Source organism: Ruegeria sp. L12 (genome assembly GCF_056531745.1).
In genome coordinates this window covers 1-17,983 of the sequence record NZ_JBQFMH010000028.1, presented here as the reverse complement: position 1 = coordinate 17,983, position 17,983 = coordinate 1, and the positions used below count along the sequence as shown (strand labels likewise).

17 protein-coding genes and 1 pseudogene are annotated in these 17,983 nt (G+C 53.8%); 8 read left to right on the top strand and 10 right to left on the bottom strand.

Going from position 1 to position 17,983, the window contains the following annotated elements; genetic code table 11:
- Positions 1-207: 207 nt before the first annotated feature.
- Positions 208-1,740, bottom strand: coding sequence for a phospholipase D family protein (locus tag ACR0K9_RS20940; protein ID WP_480825988.1), 1,533 nt, complete (start codon positions 1,738-1,740; stop codon positions 208-210).
- 194 nt (positions 1,741-1,934) lie between these two features.
- Between ACR0K9_RS20940 and ACR0K9_RS20935 the strand changes: the two genes are divergently transcribed.
- On the top strand, positions 1,935-3,116 hold the full coding sequence (locus ACR0K9_RS20935) for an adenylate/guanylate cyclase domain-containing protein (protein ID WP_480825986.1): 1,182 nt from the start codon (positions 1,935-1,937) through the stop codon (positions 3,114-3,116).
- A gap of 340 nt (positions 3,117-3,456) precedes the next feature.
- Here ACR0K9_RS20935 and ACR0K9_RS20930 read toward each other — a convergent pair whose 3' ends face one another.
- The 6 genes from ACR0K9_RS20930 to ACR0K9_RS20905 are packed head-to-tail and all read right to left on the bottom strand — an operon-like array spanning position 3,457 to position 8,601.
- Positions 3,457-4,395, bottom strand: coding sequence for an HAD-IIA family hydrolase (locus tag ACR0K9_RS20930; RefSeq protein WP_480825984.1), 939 nt, complete (start codon positions 4,393-4,395; stop codon positions 3,457-3,459).
- Positions 4,359-5,174: a phosphonate ABC transporter, permease protein PhnE gene (phnE, locus tag ACR0K9_RS20925; RefSeq protein ID WP_480536574.1), complete on the bottom strand. Its 816-nt coding sequence runs from the start codon at positions 5,172-5,174 to the stop codon at positions 4,359-4,361. The genes ACR0K9_RS20930 and phnE (ACR0K9_RS20925) overlap by 37 nt, the downstream gene beginning before the upstream one ends.
- Entirely contained in the window at positions 5,174-5,989 is an 816-nt protein-coding gene (gene phnE, locus ACR0K9_RS20920) for a phosphonate ABC transporter, permease protein PhnE (RefSeq protein ID WP_480825982.1), read from the bottom strand. Before phnE (ACR0K9_RS20920) ends, phnE (ACR0K9_RS20925) begins: the two co-directional genes overlap by 1 nt.
- On the bottom strand, positions 5,986-6,780 hold the full coding sequence (gene phnC / locus ACR0K9_RS20915) for a phosphonate ABC transporter ATP-binding protein (RefSeq protein WP_170352080.1): 795 nt from the start codon (positions 6,778-6,780) through the stop codon (positions 5,986-5,988). Before phnC ends, phnE (ACR0K9_RS20920) begins: the two co-directional genes overlap by 4 nt.
- 60 nt (positions 6,781-6,840) lie before the next feature.
- Entirely contained in the window at positions 6,841-7,815 is a 975-nt protein-coding gene (gene phnD / locus ACR0K9_RS20910; RefSeq protein WP_480469231.1) for a phosphate/phosphite/phosphonate ABC transporter substrate-binding protein, read from the bottom strand.
- 60 nt (positions 7,816-7,875) lie between these two features.
- Positions 7,876-8,601, bottom strand: a complete 726-nt coding sequence (locus tag ACR0K9_RS20905; RefSeq protein WP_480825980.1) for a DeoR/GlpR family DNA-binding transcription regulator — start codon at positions 8,599-8,601, stop codon at positions 7,876-7,878.
- Between the two features lie 328 nt (positions 8,602-8,929).
- Here ACR0K9_RS20905 and ACR0K9_RS20900 point away from each other — a divergent pair, with 328 nt between their 5' ends.
- The 5 genes from ACR0K9_RS20900 to ACR0K9_RS20880 are packed head-to-tail and all read left to right on the top strand — an operon-like array spanning position 8,930 to position 14,328.
- Positions 8,930-9,394, top strand: coding sequence for an NUDIX hydrolase (locus ACR0K9_RS20900; protein WP_480536580.1), 465 nt, complete (start codon positions 8,930-8,932; stop codon positions 9,392-9,394).
- Positions 9,395-9,451: 57 nt separating this feature from the next.
- Positions 9,452-10,477, top strand: coding sequence for an ABC transporter substrate-binding protein (locus tag ACR0K9_RS20895; RefSeq protein WP_480536582.1), 1,026 nt, complete (start codon positions 9,452-9,454; stop codon positions 10,475-10,477).
- Entirely contained in the window at positions 10,478-12,694 is a 2,217-nt protein-coding gene (locus ACR0K9_RS20890; RefSeq protein WP_480825978.1) for an ABC transporter permease, read from the top strand.
- On the top strand, positions 12,691-13,761 hold the full coding sequence (locus tag ACR0K9_RS20885; RefSeq protein ID WP_480825976.1) for an ABC transporter ATP-binding protein: 1,071 nt from the start codon (positions 12,691-12,693) through the stop codon (positions 13,759-13,761). The genes ACR0K9_RS20890 and ACR0K9_RS20885 overlap by 4 nt, the downstream gene beginning before the upstream one ends.
- Complete coding sequence (locus tag ACR0K9_RS20880) at positions 13,762-14,328, top strand: histidine phosphatase family protein (protein ID WP_480825974.1); 567 nt, start codon at positions 13,762-13,764, stop codon at positions 14,326-14,328.
- Positions 14,329-14,331: 3 nt separating this feature from the next.
- Here ACR0K9_RS20880 and ACR0K9_RS20875 read toward each other — a convergent pair whose 3' ends face one another.
- The 3 genes and pseudogenes from ACR0K9_RS20875 to ACR0K9_RS20865 all read right to left on the bottom strand — a co-directional run bounded on the left by ACR0K9_RS20875 (position 14,332) and on the right by ACR0K9_RS20865 (position 16,297).
- Complete coding sequence (locus ACR0K9_RS20875; RefSeq protein WP_480825972.1) at positions 14,332-15,123, bottom strand: inositol monophosphatase family protein; 792 nt, start codon at positions 15,121-15,123, stop codon at positions 14,332-14,334.
- Between the two features lie 203 nt (positions 15,124-15,326).
- Positions 15,327-15,512: pseudogene (locus ACR0K9_RS20870) on the bottom strand (hypothetical protein); the annotation flags it as partial.
- 209 nt (positions 15,513-15,721) lie between these two features.
- A complete protein-coding gene (locus tag ACR0K9_RS20865) occupies positions 15,722-16,297 on the bottom strand; it encodes a TetR/AcrR family transcriptional regulator (protein ID WP_480825970.1) in 576 nt (191 codons plus the stop codon).
- A gap of 125 nt (positions 16,298-16,422) precedes the next feature.
- Between ACR0K9_RS20865 and ACR0K9_RS20860 the strand changes: the two genes are divergently transcribed.
- Positions 16,423-17,013, top strand: a complete 591-nt coding sequence (locus ACR0K9_RS20860) for a YceI family protein (RefSeq protein ID WP_480825968.1) — start codon at positions 16,423-16,425, stop codon at positions 17,011-17,013.
- A 65-nt stretch (positions 17,014-17,078) separates the two neighbouring features.
- On the top strand, positions 17,079-17,615 hold the full coding sequence (locus ACR0K9_RS20855) for a luciferase domain-containing protein (protein ID WP_480825966.1): 537 nt from the start codon (positions 17,079-17,081) through the stop codon (positions 17,613-17,615).
- Positions 17,616-17,983: the final 368 nt, after the last annotated feature.

Sequence of the window (17,983 nt, the reverse complement as noted above, 5' to 3'; positions counted from 1 at the left end):
GGCTCGTTCGACCCCAGAGAGAACCATGACCCCGATGCGATCTAAATCCGCCCTTGAAAGCGAAACCGCAGATTGAGAACTTTGCAAAATTCTAGCTTTCGGGCAAACCAAATGATAGGCTGGAAACGATCAACAGGCGTATTCTACCCAAGGCTGCCGTTTTACAGGCCGGAGTTCTCTGGCAGCGTCGGCTATCTGCCAAAAAACCTAAAGCTGCGAACCAATTGGTAAAATACTTAGAAATCCAGAAACTATGTGATCCCAGGCCGATCCCGTCGGCTCGGATTGGTACTCAATTACAGTGCCATCATCGCCTCTTGTCGTCCATTTAAGCTGACCAGCTTTCTCGAGCGTCACGTTATATGTGTATGCGGGCAGCGCGTCGTCCAAGGCGCCCATGGCCTGTGTAGCCAATGCTGGCGAGTCAATCAGAATTCCCATCTCGGTGTTGATGTTGACAGATCGCGGGTCCCAGTTGAACGACCCTACGAACAAGTAACGGTCATCAACTGCAAACGCCTTGGAATGTAGACCTGACCTCGATTGCGCCCAATTGATACCGCGGCGTTGGACCTTATAGGCGTCGGGTCGCAGCTCATAGAGTTCTACCCCGCCGCGTAGAAGTGCTCGGCGTTTCTTGGCGTAGTGCGCGTAAACGGGTGCGACGTCGTTAGATGCAAGTGAATTGGTTACAACCTTTACTTCGACCCCATGGTTCTCGAGTTCGGTCAGCCATTTCACACCCTTGTTGCGCGGCACGAAATAGGCGGAGACGATGTTTACCTCACGGCTGGCATTCTCAAAGTACGGAAGCAATTGAGATGCCAGAACGGGACCTGAGTTCTCGAGACCGGCGGCTTTTGAAGGCGGATCAGCATACAGTTTCGCAGACAGCCAATCCAATGATAAGGACCCATCTGCAAAGTTCTCTCGTGCTGACTTTCTGAGGGCCGCACCGTACTGGGTTTGCTTCGCCTCTTCGACCAGTTCATTCAACCTGGTTCGCGCGTCGCTAAGGTCAAGTTCTTCGGGTTCGCCAACGACAACGCTGGCCGGCACGGCAAACTCGCTGTTCCAGTAAGAGTCAAAGCTACGCGACACCTCCCGTGCAACGGGGCCTGCGGCCAGCACATCCAGATCAGCGTAGTTCATTTCTTCCCGTGCGAGAAAATACTCGGCGCCGATGTTTCTCCCACCCACAATCGTGAACACATTGTCGGCGGTCATGGATTTGTTGTGCATTCGGCGATTGATGCGCTTGAAATCTGTCAAACCTGCGATCAACAGGCTTTGATCTCGCCAAAATGGATTGAACAACCTGATCTCAATATTTTTGTGATTGTCCAACGCGGCCGTCATCGCGTCATAACTGGACGTATCCATGTCATCCAGTAGCAATCGGATGCGAACACCCCGATCTGCCGCCTGCAAAAGACTGGCTGCAAAAAGGTGGCCCGTTGGGTCGTTGTGCAGAAGGTAGTATTGCGCGTCTATCGTTTGCTCAGCCGCAGCCGCTAACAGCAAACGTGAAACAAGCGCTTCTTCGCCATCACTAATCAGCTTGACCCCCGACCGACCGTCTTTGGGATCGCCAAGCCGGTTGGCTGCCTGACTAAGAGCTGTGCGCGAGTTTGCCGGAAGTGAGGCCGATACCGTCTTTTCATAGGTGCGAGTTTTTGGAGCGCAAGCAACAAGAGTCAGCGCACACCAAACACAAACCACAAATTTCCATTGCGCCATAGGCTTCCTCCATCCCCGTATCCTAGGTGACTACGCCGAGACGGGTGAGTGCAAGTTTGTTCTGTGAAGCTTGAGGTTGTTTCGCTTGTTGTTGTTGATTTGGTGAAACCCTCAACTGCCCCACGCAGGTATGTGATTTTGACGCAACCTCAATTCGAACGTACTCTACCAGCAGCCAAGCGCAAACGAGGACCATGTCTGATCCCGAACACAGAAATGACTCTGCCGCGGAACCTTCGCCGCGTGCCGTGGACGACGGTATCGGCTTGGCAACAGAGGAGTTCAGAATTTCGATGCCAATCGGGATCGGAGCTGTCTTGGCTGCTCTGGCTTCTTTGGCCACGTGCTATTCCGGGATTCTACTGACCTATTTGGTTGGTTATGAAGCGCTTACCATAAATCCTCATGTGCAAGCGGTGCTCATGTGGGTGTTTGCATTATTGGCGGTTAGTTTCTTATGGAGAGACCGGAAACGGCATGCCAAGGAGCTTCCACTCGTCCTCGGAGGGATTGCTGCCGTCATCCTGATTGTCACGCTGTACTTCGGCTATGACGAACGTGTCGAAGCGCTCGCCTATGTGCTTTTGGTGATCGCGGCTTTGCTAAACCAGAACTATATACTCGATGCTTTGAACCACACGGTTCGCAACCAGACACATGAAATAGAGGCATTGAACGAAAGACTGACCGAGAAGGTAAAGCGCCAGGAAGGCGAGATTGACAGGCTGGCACGACTCAAACAATTCCTTGCTCCTCAGGTTGCGGAGCTTGTCGTAGAAGAAAACTCTGACGAGCTTCTTAAAACTCATCGTCAATACATCGCTTGCCTATTCTGCGACATCCGCAATTTCACGGCGATTTCCGAGGCGATTGAGCCAGAAGATGTCATCACCCTTCTCCAGCATTTCCACGATGAAGTCGGTCATTTAGTTGCCCAGCACAAGGGAACAATCGGATACCGAGCTGGAGACGGATTGATGGTGTTCTTCAATGATCCGGTTCCCTGCGATCAGCCCGTTCTGCAAGCCGTGCGGCTGGCTAAAGAAATAAGCGAAGCCTTCGAGGGAATACGAGCACCATGGCAGAAACTCGGGCACGCGATGGGTTTGGGTATTGGGATCAGTAGTGGTTACGCGACGCTTGGGCTTATCGGGTTTCATGGTCGCGCCGACTACACCGCAATTGGTGGAGTTGTGAACACCGCATCCAGGCTTTGCGACTTTGCCAGCGACGGGCAGATCCTTTTGAACCAACGGGCGCTTCTAGACATTGAACAACATGTGGAGACCGAAGAACTGGGGGAACGGGAACTGAAGGGCATCGGTAGCCCTGTGCAGATTTTTCGCGTTATCAGTCTCTTTGATCAAGCAAAGTGATGCTCTCTCTTGTTAGGACTTCAATCGTTCTTTGTATTTTGAAGGTCCGCTTAGGGCTGCGACCGGCCAACAACGCAGACCGCAGAGAACGGCAATGTTGAGCCCTCTTTGATCAGTGCTGCACGGTGCCCCAATGACCGTAATGCGCAGAAAGCGGGCTTTGCAAAGTTCGGAGTGCGGCTAAATCCGAACGTAAGTTTAGATGTAAGTTGTTGCGGAGGGTTCTCCAAAGCTGCCGTTCACACACGGCGCTTCGTTCACATGGTCGGCATGTTCTCAACGCAGATTCACCCGACACTCGAGTTAGCGGAAAGGCGTATCTAAGCGGAACACCCTAATATCAAGGCCGACTTACAACAAAGTTCGGTACTATCCCCGCCTTCGTGATTGCTGCTTCAACATCATGCCCTGCAAAGAACCCGAATCCAGAGATGAGTGCGGAAGCTATGCCTGCATTTCGTGCGCCCAGAACGTCGGTGTGCAGGCTGTCACCAACCATCAGAACGCAGGACTTGTCTATGTGCCCGAGGCGTTGGAACGCAAGGTCATAGATGTTGGCGAAAGGCTTGCCAAAGAACTGAGGGACGACACCTGTCCGATCTGCCAGCCGGTGCGCAAAAAGGCCGGGCTCTTGGGAAAAACCGTATTCACGAGGAGCGACAATATCGGGGTTTCCGACCATTACCGGACGGGGACGCTCCAGCAAGGCGGCCTCCAACATGGCCTGACGCGCTTCGGTCCAGACTGCCGACCCGATCATCAGAAACCCGTCGACGGTTTCGTAGGGCGTCGGGTCATCTTCCAGGTAGGATAGCTTCAGCCCCTCCAAATCTCGAAGACCAGCGCTGGGGGTTGCCATCAATCCCCAGTGCAATTCACTTTGGCCGTTTAGCTCAGACAACAATGTGGCCCGGCTAGTGATCACATCCCGTGGTGCGAAGTCATAGCCAAGCCTGGTATATTTCTCCAAAAGAGTTGCGTGGGGAAACCCCGCGGCATTCGACACGACCAGAACACGCTTGCCGGCGGCTTGCAGTGACTTGACCCGATCTGGTGTCTCCGGGATCGCCGTATCGCCAATATTAAGAACTCCGAAAGCATCGAGGAGGAACACGTCGAACTCAGGAGCGATATCCTCTAGCGTCTCGACCTGACGATAGTTCACTTCTGTTGTGCTGGTTTTCGGAAGGCGGTGTCGTACCGCCTCGTAGGCTTCAAAAGCCTCTTGCGCAGAGAAACCGGTCAAATGATGGCCCCTCGTACTTTCGCCGAAACCCATTCACTGATCATGACCGCGACAAGAATTACAATCAGGATCAGGCTGACCTGTGGCCAAGCCAGAACGTTGAGCGAAGCAGACAATTGCAACCCGATGCCGCCGGCTCCGACTAGTCCAAGCACTGTGGATTCGCGGATGTTGATATCCCAACGGAAGACAGCAATGCCTGCAAAAGCGGGTAGAATTTGGGGAACGATTCCGTAAGCCATGACCTGCCAACGCGATGCTCCGGTTGCCGTGATGGCTTCGACCTGAGTGTGATCAATTTCCTCGATTGCTTCATAAAGAAGCTTTGCACAGAACCCGATTGAACGGATGGCGATTGCTATGACACCAGCAAAGACACCCGGACCAATAATCGCGATTAGCAGAAGCGCCCAGATCAACGAGTTGATTGAGCGGGTCGAGACAATGATCAACAGGGCGATGGGTCGAATGAAAAGAGCAGATGGCGTGGTATTGCGGGCCGCCAAGAAGGCAACCGGCACCGCCATGCACAGGGCGATGATTGTACCCAGGGTAGCGATGTTCAGAGTATCCCAAATCGGGCGGCCCAGTTGGGTGATGTAGTCCCATTTGGGAGGCGTTGCACGGGTCCAGATATCGTTGGCGATACGGGGCGCGTCCCAGACGAAAAACCAGGTCGTGGATTCCGAAATCAGCTGCCAACAGTAAACAAAGACCGCCACGCCCAGCAGCCAGCCGAACCATCGCACCAGGCTCTGACCCGTTGTCCGCCTGCGCCAGATTTGCGCATCATCGCGTTCAAGCACCGGCATTACTGAACCCTCGCCCGAATAATTCCCGAAAGGTATTCAAGTGCCATGACGATCCCGATGATGAGGATCAGAATGGCTGCTGCCGTGTCGTATTCATAGCGATCAAACGCTGTGTTCAACGTTGCACCGATACCGCCAGCCCCCACGAGGCCAAGAATTGCGCTTTCCCGGAAATTAATGTCGATGCGATACATCGAAAGCCCCACAAGTCGTGGCATCACCTGCGGCTGAACTCCATAGTTGATCCATTGTGGCCAGCGTGCCCCGGAGGCCTTGATCGCCTCGGCCTGAACCTTGTCCATGGCTTCGATATCTTCGGCCAGAAGTTTGGAGAGAAACCCAATGGTCGCGAAGGAAAGCGTAAGAAACCCTGCCAGCGGACCAAAGCCGAAGATAGCCACCAGCAAAATGGCGACGATGATCTCTTGCAATGCCCGGCTTATCGCGACAATGCCCCGGCAAATTATGTAGATTGGCAGTGGGGCGATATTGCGGGCCGCTCCCAATCCAATCGGGATCGAAATCAGGATGCCCACGACCGACGCGGCCACGGTCATTATGACACTTTCCAGAAGGCCACTCCAAATATCCGACCACCGTGAAATGAAGTCCGGGCTGGTAAACGCAAGTACAAATGCCCACCCCCGGTCCAGTCCTTCATAGACCCGGCCCCAATCAACTTCGATTGTCATGAAAGCCGCGATCAGGTAGGCGAAAAAACCCAGCAACAATGCCCAGCGGAGCAAGGGGTTTTTGACAAAGGCAGGCTTACGCCAACCCTTTCCCAACATGTCGTCTAATTCTCGATGGCTCATTCCGCAGCCTCGACATCTTCATCTTCGTCGACTTTTTCGATGGTCGCTTCCCAGTCCTCTTCCCCATAGATTTCGGTCAGCTTCTCGGGGGTAAGACCTGTTGGAAGACCATCATAAACGATTTCGCCAAAGCGGAGGCCCACGACGCGCGGAACGAACATTTGGGCAAGCGCCACATCATGGATATTGATAATGGCCGCCAGTCCGCGTTCCTGACATAGCTCGGTGATCAGGCGCATAATCTGGCGACTGGTCTTTGGATCCAGCGACGCGGTCGGCTCATCGACCAGCAACAGTTTGGGATTTTGAATCAAGGCGCGGCAGATGCCGACTCTTTGGCGTTGACCACCCGACAGTTCATCCGCTCGTTTATCCGCCATGTGCAAAAGCCCCACCCGATCAAGCAGGCGGAAGGCCTCGTCGACATCCGATTGCGGATACCGCCGCAGAAAGCTGCGCCAGAACCCCACATATCCCAGCCGTCCCGACAACACGTTTTCCATCACCGTGAGGCGTTCGACCAAGGCATATTCCTGAAAGATCATGCCCATTTCGCGGCGCGCTTTCCGCAAGGCGCCCGATCCGAGTTTGGTCAGGTCCACGTCATCCAGAAGGACGCCACCGCTTGTGGGTTCAACCAACCGGTTAATGCAGCGGATCATGGTCGATTTGCCTGCCCCCGAGGGCCCAATCAACGCAAGAACCTGTCCTTTTGGAACCTCAAGATCAATGGCCTTCAGAGCCTGATCTCCGGTTTTGTATGTTTTCGTCAGCTTTTGAAGACGCAGCATAAAATGCCCCAGATTAGGGTGAATAGCGGGCCCTTTCAGGCCCGCCGAATTAGCCAAAGATCACTGGCAGGCGTAGGAGACGCCATTTGCTGCGTCAATCTTACGGATGACATCCCAGAATTCCTGATAGGTCATCTCAAGGAACTGGCCTTCGTTCGATTTCGAGAACTCAGCTTCCAGGGTCGTGCCGTCCCAGTCAAAGTTGAAGAAGGCATTGCGGATCTTCTCTTGTAACTCGGGCGTCAGGTTGTAGACGGTACCAAACCCGGTGGTTGGAAAGGTCTGCGACTTGTAGATCGTTACGACATCATCTTCCTTGATCACATCACGCAAGATCATCCGCGATTTTACCGAGTTCGCGATCGAGGCCGCCAGGTAATCCTTGTTGGCAACACCCAGGATCGAGTTGTCGTGCTTGCCCGAATAGACAGGTTCGAAATCCCGTTCGGGCAAAAGATCAAAGTCGCTTTTCAAGATTGCCGAGGGCGCTTTGAAGCCTGAGTTGGATGTGGGTGAGGTGAAGGCCAGTTGCTTGCCCTTGATGTCCTCGACCTTTTCGATGCCCGAACCCGGATAAGTGATGATTTCCATCTCATAACCGAAATTGCCGTCTTTCGAAGCCATGATCGTGAATGGCCGGAACCCGGCGCAGTTTACCGCCAGTGGGTTAGAGCCGGTGTTGAAGCCCGCAATATGCAGACGCCCTGAACGCATCGCTTCGATCTGAGCCGCATTGTTCTGAACCGGAAAGAAGACAACATCCTTGCCGGTTTCCGCTTTCAAATGGTCAAGAAAATCAGACCAGGCGGTTTTGTATACGGCGGGATCTTCAACCGGCGTATATGCAAAAATCAGGGTGTCAGGATCAATTTGTTCAGAGGGATCAGTGGGGATATCCGCAATCAAATCCCCATCTGCGTCACAAAAACGCTCGTCCAGGTCACCGCGCGGACAATCCTGTGCCGACGCCGTCCCGCTCAGCGACATGAGCGCGATTGCGGATGCCCCAATCAACAGTTTGATATCGATCTTCATATTTTCCTCCCAGTCATTCGCGGTCCTCTATCGATCCGCTGTTAATGAATCATGTCTTGCCTACCCGGCGACGAGAACATCGACCTCGGCGCCCTCAATAGCGTTACGCAATTCTCCTGTTGGTTTCTTGTCGGTAACTATGGAATCCAGGCCGTTGATATCTCCCACTTGGGACAGACCCTTGCGGCCGAACTTCCCGGAATCAATAAGAAGATGCCGCTTTTCGGCACGCGTCAGCATCATCCTCTTTACTGCAGCAAAACCCCGCACTGTCTCTGACGGACCTTCGGTTGAGAAGCCCGAAGACCCGATCATGCACCTGTCGACGTTGAAACGGGACAGAAATTCCAGCGTTTCTGTTCCGATCGTTGCAGATTCAGTTGCCAGATACTCCCCCGGGCACAACAGGACCTGCGCAGCCCCATGGCCGAGGGTCATCGCAACGGGAATTGAATTGGTGATCACCGTGCAATGAGTGTCGAGATAAGCCAGCGCACGCGCCATCTCGATAGTGGTCGAGCCGGAATCGATCATAACCGTTTCACCGGCCCGGATCAGTTCTGCCGCCGTAACACCTATCCGCTCGCGTTCCTCAACCTGCGCGTTTGTCCGTTCATCCAAACCCGGATAGTGCCCTTGCGCAGGGGCTGATGCCCCCCCATGCGCGCGCGCGATCAAGCCGTCATTCGACAGGGCATCGAAATCCCTACGTACCGTCTCGTTAGAGACGTTGAACCGTTGTGCGAGTTCGTTGATGCGAACGTGCGGGCGCAGCTTCAACTCCAACAATATCTGTTGGCGCCGGTCGGACTTCTTGACCCGACTTTGGTTCTTCTCAGGCATTTTACCGCGCGTTTTGGTTTTGGACATCCGGCGACCCGACTAGGTTTCGAAATCTACTTTTGTGGGCTTTCGGACATTTTGCAATAATTTATGTTGCATAACCCACGAAAGGTTGTGAGAGTTCGAGAAGTTCCAAATATTTCAAAGCACAGAGTAAAGATGCACAGACTGATCAAATTCAGAATGAAAATCGAAGGGACGTCTTAACCAGCCAAGTTGCGAATAAGACAGTTTCCCTTTGGGATTTGATCATGTGGCATTGAGAGACAGTATGAGCGACGGCGAAACGGCAGATCAGATTGCGGCGCTTCCGATGCGCTGGGACAAGGCTGGTAAGTTGCGTGTTTTGATGGTCACTTCACGAGATACTGGCCGTTGGGTTATCCCAAAGGGATGGCTGATGGACGGCAAAAAGCCATGGCATGCCGCTGAAATAGAAGCTCAGGAAGAAGCGGGCGCAGTCGGTACGATCTCGAAACGGTCAATCGGCCATTTTTTCTACGACAAGCGGTACGAAGGCCGAAGCAGCGTTCGTTGCCGCGTCACCCTTTATCCAATGGTCGTTGAAAAGCTGCAGCGACGCTGGAAGGAAGAAGGTGAGCGGACGCGTCACTGGTTTTCGCCGGCAAAAGCCGCAAAGCTGGTCGAAGAAAGAGACCTGTCACAATTGCTGAAGAATCTAACCGACGATCAAGAAGTCAAATCTGTCGTGAAGAAGCTTCGAAAAGCTGCGTGAGGAAAGACATAAGAGACCGGGAAGCCGGGATGCATTAAGCACAAAAGGGAGGAAAAGATGAGAAAATTGACATCCACTGCAGTCGGATCACTGATTGCCCTTGCCGCGTCACTGTCGGCAGCACAGGCCGAGAAGCTGACCCTCTATTGTTCGGCGCAAGAAGATTGGTGCCAACTCATGGCGCGCAGCTTTGAAGACGCGACCGGTATCGACGTCAACATGACGCGAAAATCGTCAGGCGAGACCTTTGCACAAATCCGCGCCGAAAGCTCGAACCCGAAAGGAGACGTCTGGTGGGGCGGCACGGGTGATCCGCATTTGCAGGCCGCTGAAGAAGGTCTGACAATGGAATATATATCGCCAATGCGCGACCAGCTTCATGATTGGGCGATTTCTCAGGCCGAGAGTGCTGGCAATAGGACGATTGGCATCTATTCGGGCGCGCTTGGATATGGCTACAACGCCGATCTTGTGGCGGCAAACAACCTGCCCGAACCTGCCTGCTGGAAAGACCTGTTGAAGCCCGAATACAAAGGGCACGTTCAGATGGCCAACCCGAACTCGTCAGGCACGGCCTATACGACGCTGGCCTCAATGGTGCAGATTTTCGGTGAGGATGAAGGCTTTGAGTTCATGAAGGGCCTGCATTCGAACATCAACCAATATACCAAGTCAGGCTCGGCGCCGATCAAGGCCGCTGGTCGTGGCGAGAACACAATTGGTATCGTCTTCATGCATGACGCCGTGAAGCAGGCCGTTTCCGGGTTCCCGATCAAGGTCGTCGCACCCTGTGAAGGCACCGGGTACGAAATTGGCTCAATGTCGATTATTGACGGAGCGCGCAACGAAGAAGAGGCGAAGAAGTTCTATGACTGGGCCCTGTCGCCCGAAGCTCAGAACCTTGCCCTTCAAGTCAACGCGTTTCAGGTGCCATCGAACAAGGGCGCGGAAACTTCGGAAAGCGCGCCTGACATGAGTCAGATCAAGCTGATTGACTATGACTTCAAGAAGTATGGTTCCTCAGACGAACGTAAGCGTCTGCTGCAGAAATGGGACGAAGAGGTTTCGACGCTGCCGCAGTAAATGACTGACCAAACTTCAAAAACGTCCCATCCGGTCCTGATCTTTTGGATCATCGCCGGGTGGGTCGGATTCTGCCTACTGCCCTGGTACATGGTTGACGGCGGCCTGTGGTCGTTTGAGTGGCTATTGGATGGCTACCCGTTCGATGAGGATTATGCCCCCGCTGCGTTTCTGATCGGACAGGGCGAAAAGCTTTGGCTCGCTCCGCTTCTAATCGCTCTCGCCCTCCCGCTTCTGGTGTTGAAGCGCACCAAATCTGACCCGCTTTATGCCCGCATGCTGATCCTGTCCGGAGCGCTCGGCTTTGGCTGGCTGATCGCTCAGGGATTCAGCATCGGTATCAGGGGCTTCAACTTCGATTGGTTGGAGGCGATGTTTGGCGAACTTGGCGATCGCCAGTTCGGCATGGGCTATGGTGCAATGATATGTGCCTCGAGCTTTCTGTTCCTGCTTACTCAGGGGATCGCGGCAAGGGGTGCCATTAACGGTGATGTCTTTGTTGTCAGCGCTATCGGTGGCGTAATTACAATTGTCACCGCGTTTGTCTTTTTCCCCATCGCCAAGATGCTTTTCGCAGCCTTCATCACCGAAGACGGTGCGTATTCCATCGCGGTTTTCTTCTCAAAGTTTTTTGATGATCGACTGTGGGGTCTGGGGTGCTTTAAGGGCGCGCGCTGCGGTGCCGCCTGGAATTCACTGTTCCTCGCCATCCTTGTCGGCGTCATCACCACGGTCCTGGGTCTGTGCTTCGCGTTGGTCGTGACGCGCTCGGGCTTTCGCTACAAGCGCGCATTGCGGGCCTTGACCGTACTGCCAATTATTACCCCGCCATTCGTGATCGGCCTGGCTCTGATCCTGCTTTTTGGCCTGTCCGGGTCTGTCACCCGTTTTTTTGCCGAAATGTTCGGCACGCAGCCGACACGCTGGCTTTATGGAATGCCGGGCATCCTGATCGCGCAGACACTCGCGTTTACGCCAATTGCATTTCTTGTTCTGATCGGCGTGGTTGAAGGCGTCTCGCCATCGATGGAAGAAGCGGCGCAGACGCTCCGCGCCAGCAGATGGCAGACATTCAAGACGGTTTCCTTGCCCCTGATGCGACCGGGTCTTGCGAACGCATTTCTTCTGGGCTTCATCGAAAGCATGGCTGATTTCGGAAACCCGCTTGTATTGGGCGGAAATTTCGACGTGCTGTCGACCGAGATATTCTTCGCAATCGTTGGTGCTCAATACGATCAAGGCAGGGCCGCGGTTCTGGCCATGGTGCTGCTGTTCTTTACTCTTTCCGCCTTTTATGCGCAGCGTGTCTGGCTGGGGAAGAAAAGCTACACAACCGTCACCGGCAAAGGGGATGCCGGCGTTCATCCTCTGATGCCAACTGGCCTTTCAGTTCCGGTGCTACTCATCGCTCTGGGCTGGGCGCTGTTCACAATTGTTGTTTATGCGATGATCATTTACGGCAGTGTCGTCGAGTTGTGGGGTGTCGATAACTCGCTAACTATCAAACACTATGTCACCGCATTCTCCGTACGTTTCGAAGAAGATAGCATTCGCTGGACCGGAGCCGCTTGGGACAGTTTCTGGACCACCATAACGATCGCGGCCATTGCTGCCCCATTGACTGCCGCCGTAGGTCTGGTGACCGCTTATCTGCTGACCAGGCAAAGTTTTGCAGGCAAGAACGCTTTCGAATTTGGAACAATGTTGTCCTTCGCTATCCCCGGAACAGTGATAGGCGTCAGCTACATCCTAGCCTTCAACGTTCCGCCAATTGAAATCACGGGTACTGGTGTCATTCTCGTTGTCAGCTTTATCTTCCGTAATATGCCGGTTGGCGTTCGTGCGGGGATCGCGAGCATGTCGCAGCTTGACCGCAGCCTTGATGAATCCTCGCTGACCCTTGGTGCAAACTCGTGGCAGACGTTCCGAAGCGTCATCCTGCCGCTATTGCGCCCTGCGATACTTGCTGCGCTTGTTTACAGTTTTGTCCGTGCCATGACGGCGATCTCGGCTGTCATATTTCTGGTCAGCGCAGAATATGACATGGCGACCAGCTACATTATCGGGCGGGTCGAGAATAACGACTATGGCCTTGCGATCGCCTATTCGACAACGCTGATCTTTGTGATGCTCGCAGCGGTCGGTTTACTGCAACTACTCGTTGGCCGGGTCCAGATTGGTCGGCGCACGCAACACGGAACGGAGGCATCGCGATGACCGACGCCAAAATCGGTTCCAAGGCCGCCCCGGTGCGCTTTGAGAACGTGTCGAAAGTATTCGGTAAAGACGTCGTCGCCGTCGACAACATCAACCTGCATGTCGATGCAGGAAAACTCGTCACACTGCTTGGTCCGTCAGGCTGTGGGAAAACAACGACTTTGCGCATGATTGCCGGGTTGGAAATGGCAAGCTCGGGCAAGATCCTAATTGGTGATCGGGACGTGACCAAATTGCCTGCCACCGACCGTGACGTATCCATGGTTTTCCAGTCATACGCGCTTTTCCCTCACATGAGCGTGCTGGAAAACGTGATGTATGGCCTCACATTCTCGGGCTTTGCAAAGGATGAAGCCCGCAGCCGCGCTATGTATGGATTGGAACTGGTCGGTCTTCAGGGGTTCGACAACCGTCTTCCCTCGGAACTGTCAGGGGGCCAACAACAACGTGTTGCCGTCGCCCGCGCGCTGGTTCTTGAGCCGCAGGTTCTGCTGTTCGACGAGCCGCTGTCCAATCTCGATGCCAAGCTTCGCCGTCAGGTGCGAGAGGATATTCGGGCAATCCAGAAAGATCTTGGTTTGACAGTTGTTTACGTGACCCACGATCAGGAGGAAGCACTGGCAGTCTCGGATGAGATTGTCGTCATGCGCAACGCGGCGATCGCCCAAATGGGCACACCGCGCCAGCTTTATGATGCCCCGAACGATCGTTTTGTCGCCGATTTCATAGGTGAGGCAAACCTATTGGATTGCCAAATCGTTGATATCAATGGTGACGTGGCAACGATAGAAATAGAAGGCTACCGCCACACGCTGCCACGTCGCGGTTTGTCCGAAGGAAACGCAACCATTGCAGTGCGACCCTCACGTCTGGTTATCGGCTCAGACCAAGGCATAGCAGCCAAGGTGGCGAAGGCGACCTATGTTGGCGTTCGAATGGAATATACGCTGATCGGTGCATTCGGTCAGGTTTTTGCCGTTCACGATGACGTCGATGCGCCGCTTGATCCCGGCGCTGAAATCAGAATGGGTTTTGCTGACAAAGGGCCCGTTCTTTTGCCGGATTAAATGCCGAAACTCATTGTCATCACACACCCCGAGGTCTCTATCGATCCGGCCGTCCCGATAACTGAGTGGGGCTTGAATGCTGTGGGCCGTAAGCGCGCTACTGAATTTGCATCCAGTGGAATCTTGTCCAGCGTCACTCAGATATGGACCAGCGACGAGCGGAAGGCCCGCGAAACAGGCGAGATTCTTGCTGCACCACGAAAGCTATCCGTGAAATGCAACTTGGGTCTTGGTGAGAATGATCGCAGCGCAACCGGTTACTTGCCGCTGAAAGATTTCGAAGCCGCGGCCGATGCTTTCTTTGCTCAGCCGGAAAGTAGCTATCGCGGTTGGGAACCAGCGATCGAAGCACAGATACGCATTCATCGGACAGTCACTAAGATTATCCGGTCGCATGATGCCGGGGATCTTGCAATTGTGACGCACGGAGCAGTGGGCACATTGCTTTGGTGCGCACTCTCGAATTGTTCGATAGACCGCAGGCACGACCAACCCTCACAAGGCCATTTCTGGCAGGCAGATTTAGCTACGCTCAAGCCTGATTCATGTTGGGTCTCTTTGACGTAGGAGCTAAGCGTTCCAAGCGTTCTCTGCGATCTCACGCAACGTCTCGAACACATCTGGTGTCCCCACGATCACGCGCCCGCCGTCTCGGATCATCGCATCGGCGTCCTGATCCTCGACAACGCCACCCGCTTCCGAGACCAGCAATTGCCCAGCCAGACAATCCCATGCATTCATGTGCTCCTCCACGTAACCCAAAAGGCGCCCGGCAGCGACGTAAGCCAATGAAAGCGCTCCGCTGGCGTTTCTGTGAAACATCGCCCCGTGCTCGATCAGATCCTCGATAACAGGTAAGACATGATGGCTCTCAATCCGGTTCGAGTATCCCACAGCCACTGTTCCATCTTGCAACGGCACTCCTAACGCGACGCTTATCGGTGATCCGTTAAGTGTCGCAGTTTCTCCGCGAGTTGCGACAAAGGTTTCATCCACGTTTGGATCGTGGATCACACCAATTTCCGTTTGGCCCTCGGTGACACCAGCCAGAACAATGGTCCATGCAGGAATACCGTTCACGAAATTCGTGGTCCCATCAATTGGATCAATTACCCAGTCAAAGCCACTCTCTCCCGCTACCGCGCCATGCTCTTCACCGTATACGCCATCGTTGGGCCACGCCTCCGCTATCCTTTGACGAATGAAAGTCTCGACGTTCCTATCCGCCTCGCTCACCCAGTCCTGAGCGCCTTTTTGATCAACTATAAGATTGACCCGATCTGCAAAGAGCTTCTTGGCAAGTTGCCCAGCCTCTTCGCAGACTTCGGTGGCAAAGTCTCTGCGTTCTGAAAGTCGAGACATAGGTGCTCCTTTTCGGTTGGAGAGTTGCCCACCAACATTGTAGGGCATGCGAAGACTAGGCAACCACATAGCCTTGCCCATTAGCCTGCATTGTTTCGCGAAAAAGTGCAGGGAAATGAGAGCAAATCGCCTTATGCGGATGTCGAGTGATAGACTTTGGTTTCTCAAGGATTGAACCCCTGATCGCGATGCCCGATCGGATTCTACTTGTGCCCAGCAGTTAGACCAGAGATCCGCTTGGAATGTCCGGACGACGAGCTCATTGCCGGTGCGGACAGTTTACTCGAAAACCTATGTGTCCCGTCGTCCTTGAACGTCACCAGACCCATATCGAATGCTGCCTCCCATAATGCTGACAGCAAAATTCCATTGTGGACGTCCAACCGCTCAGCATCAGTTTCGCAGTCTTCACGAAACCAGCCCGTATCATACGGTGATCATCTGGCAACGAATCAGCCGATGGCCAGCTATCCACCAGAACCTTGTTCTGAACTCATAGGCGTTCATTTAGCAATGGGAATGAGTGGCAGCGGTAAATCAGGGTGCAGACATCAACGTTATGGGGAGTGGTACGTTTGGATCAGGTGACATGCTGATGTCACGTATTGGTTTTTGCTAAACTGCAAAGCAGATCAACATGTCGATCCAACCATTCTTCGTCCAGTGCCTCGTGACGTATGAGCTTGCGGAAATAAGGTGCAGCGACTGCTAATTCTATGAGCTGGTCGACCGGAACGTTGGTGGAAATCTCACCGCGGCCTACTGCGGCGGCAAATACTGCTTCAACACTTGCGAACCTGTCTTTCATGAATTCAGTGATCACCAACCGCGCTTCTTCGTCGGTGGACGCAGCAGCGACCACCTGAGGCGCGATTTGGCCCCATGGTGTGTCATTCAAGGCTCCCATCAGTACGCCGAGTAACCAGCGCAGGTCAGATCGCAGCGGGCCATCGGTTTTGGGTGGTATGTTCGGCGGTGTCGCGATGCGCCTGAATGCTGCGTCACGCAGGCTACGCGCATCTGGCCAATGCCTGTAAAGTGTACTGCGCGAAATGCCTGTTGCCTTCGAAACGGCGCCATGAGTTACGTGCAGCACGCCCTCATCCATTAGTATCCTTTGCGCCGCATCAAGTGCGGCCTGTCGTGTGGCGATCAGCCTGGGATCCTCTTTCAATCACCCCTCCTGTAGAACATCTTGTTGCATTATAGAACATATTGTTCTATAAGCATGGCCAGCTAAAAAACTAAAGCTCAATACTCGATTCCGCGAACACCTCTTGTCAAAATGGGAGCGTATCAATGTTCAAAGTGGCAGCAACCCCGCTGGTGGTACTCTTATCGATGGGCGCAACAACCGCATTGTCCGAGAGTGGCACCTACGAGCTGGATCCTGGACACAGCCAGGTATTGTTCAGCTACGACCACATCGGGTTCTCAGAAACATTTGGAATGTTCTCAGGTTTTAGCGGTGAGATAGAGTTCAACGAAGAGGATCCGTCTGTGTCATCTGTCACAGTGTCTATGCCTGTAAAATCCATGATCACGGGCTGGGACGCCCGTCTGCAACACTTCATGTCCGATGACTTTTTTAGCGCGAGTGACGGTGACGTGGTCACATTCGCCTCAACCAGCATTGAAGTGACCGGGGACAATTCCGCGAATATTTCTGGCGACCTGACCATGAATGGCGTCACCAAACCTGTTGTTCTGGAAACAACGCTTAACAAGTCAGCGCCATACCCGTTTGGCGAAAAAGAGGGCACGCCGACCTTGGGGCTGGCTGCCACGGCGACTATCGTGCGGTCTGAATTCGGACTTGGGGCGTTTGCACCAGCGGTGAGCGACGAAATAGAGCTCTTGATCAATATCGAAGCGTTAAAGGCTGAATGATGTGTGCAAGGGCTTTGATACCACACGAATTGCTCTTTCTTAACTTCTGACGGGTTACCAATAAGATGAATGTGTATCTGCGAATACTGTCCGTTGTCGCAGTAGCGTCGGTCACGGGCGCTTTGGTATTTGCGCAAGAGCCGATCTTCCCGGAGCGCTCCTCGCCCCGTCCCGAAACGACAAGCGGCGTACCGCATACTCAGATTGGTGTCGAAATTGATGCCGATTTGGCCAGCCTATTGCTGGAGCGTGTTGCGCAATTCCCAGGAGTCACACTTGGCCCGACACGCATATCACTGCCAGGCGCGATTGGCTTTCAGCTTGATCCCGACATGTTGTTGTCCCAACCGAATTCTATCGTCGGTGGGTTTGAGTTTGCGCATATGCATCCTGATGGCAGCTTGCACGCATCGCTCGACCCAGCATTGGCGCGAAGGGCAATTGAGGCTGGCTGGGCCGTGGCACACCCTTGGGCCAATCAACGCCCCGGGTGGAGTGGATTTGTCATGATTTATACTCCGACCACACCAGAAGAGCTGGATGTCGTCATCGCTCTGGTCGAAAGCTCGTACTCGTTCGTCACCGGCATCACCTTGGGCTAGGCACGTATTGCAGGAAAATGAGCAGTGACCCCGCTTACTGTCAGAGCGCTGTTTCGGCCGCCTTGCTTTTAGCGGTCGATATCTTTCTTACAATCTTGCCGTGGTGCAGTGCTCGGAGCTTGCGTTCATGCTTTCAGCACCAATAGCAGCTCCTGTCCCACGCAGTTGAATCTGCAGAAATCAGTGCCAATGTCCGGTTTACGCTGCCATCTGTCACTGACGCTAAAAGTAGCGAAAGGTGGCAACGAACCCTTTCGACCGATGGTGCACGATATCTCAATGACTGCAATGCGCAGAAAGCGGACATGGTGTATCTGCTGAGCATTCGGCTTCAAGGGCATTGAGAACGGCTATTGTCGTATCTCGAA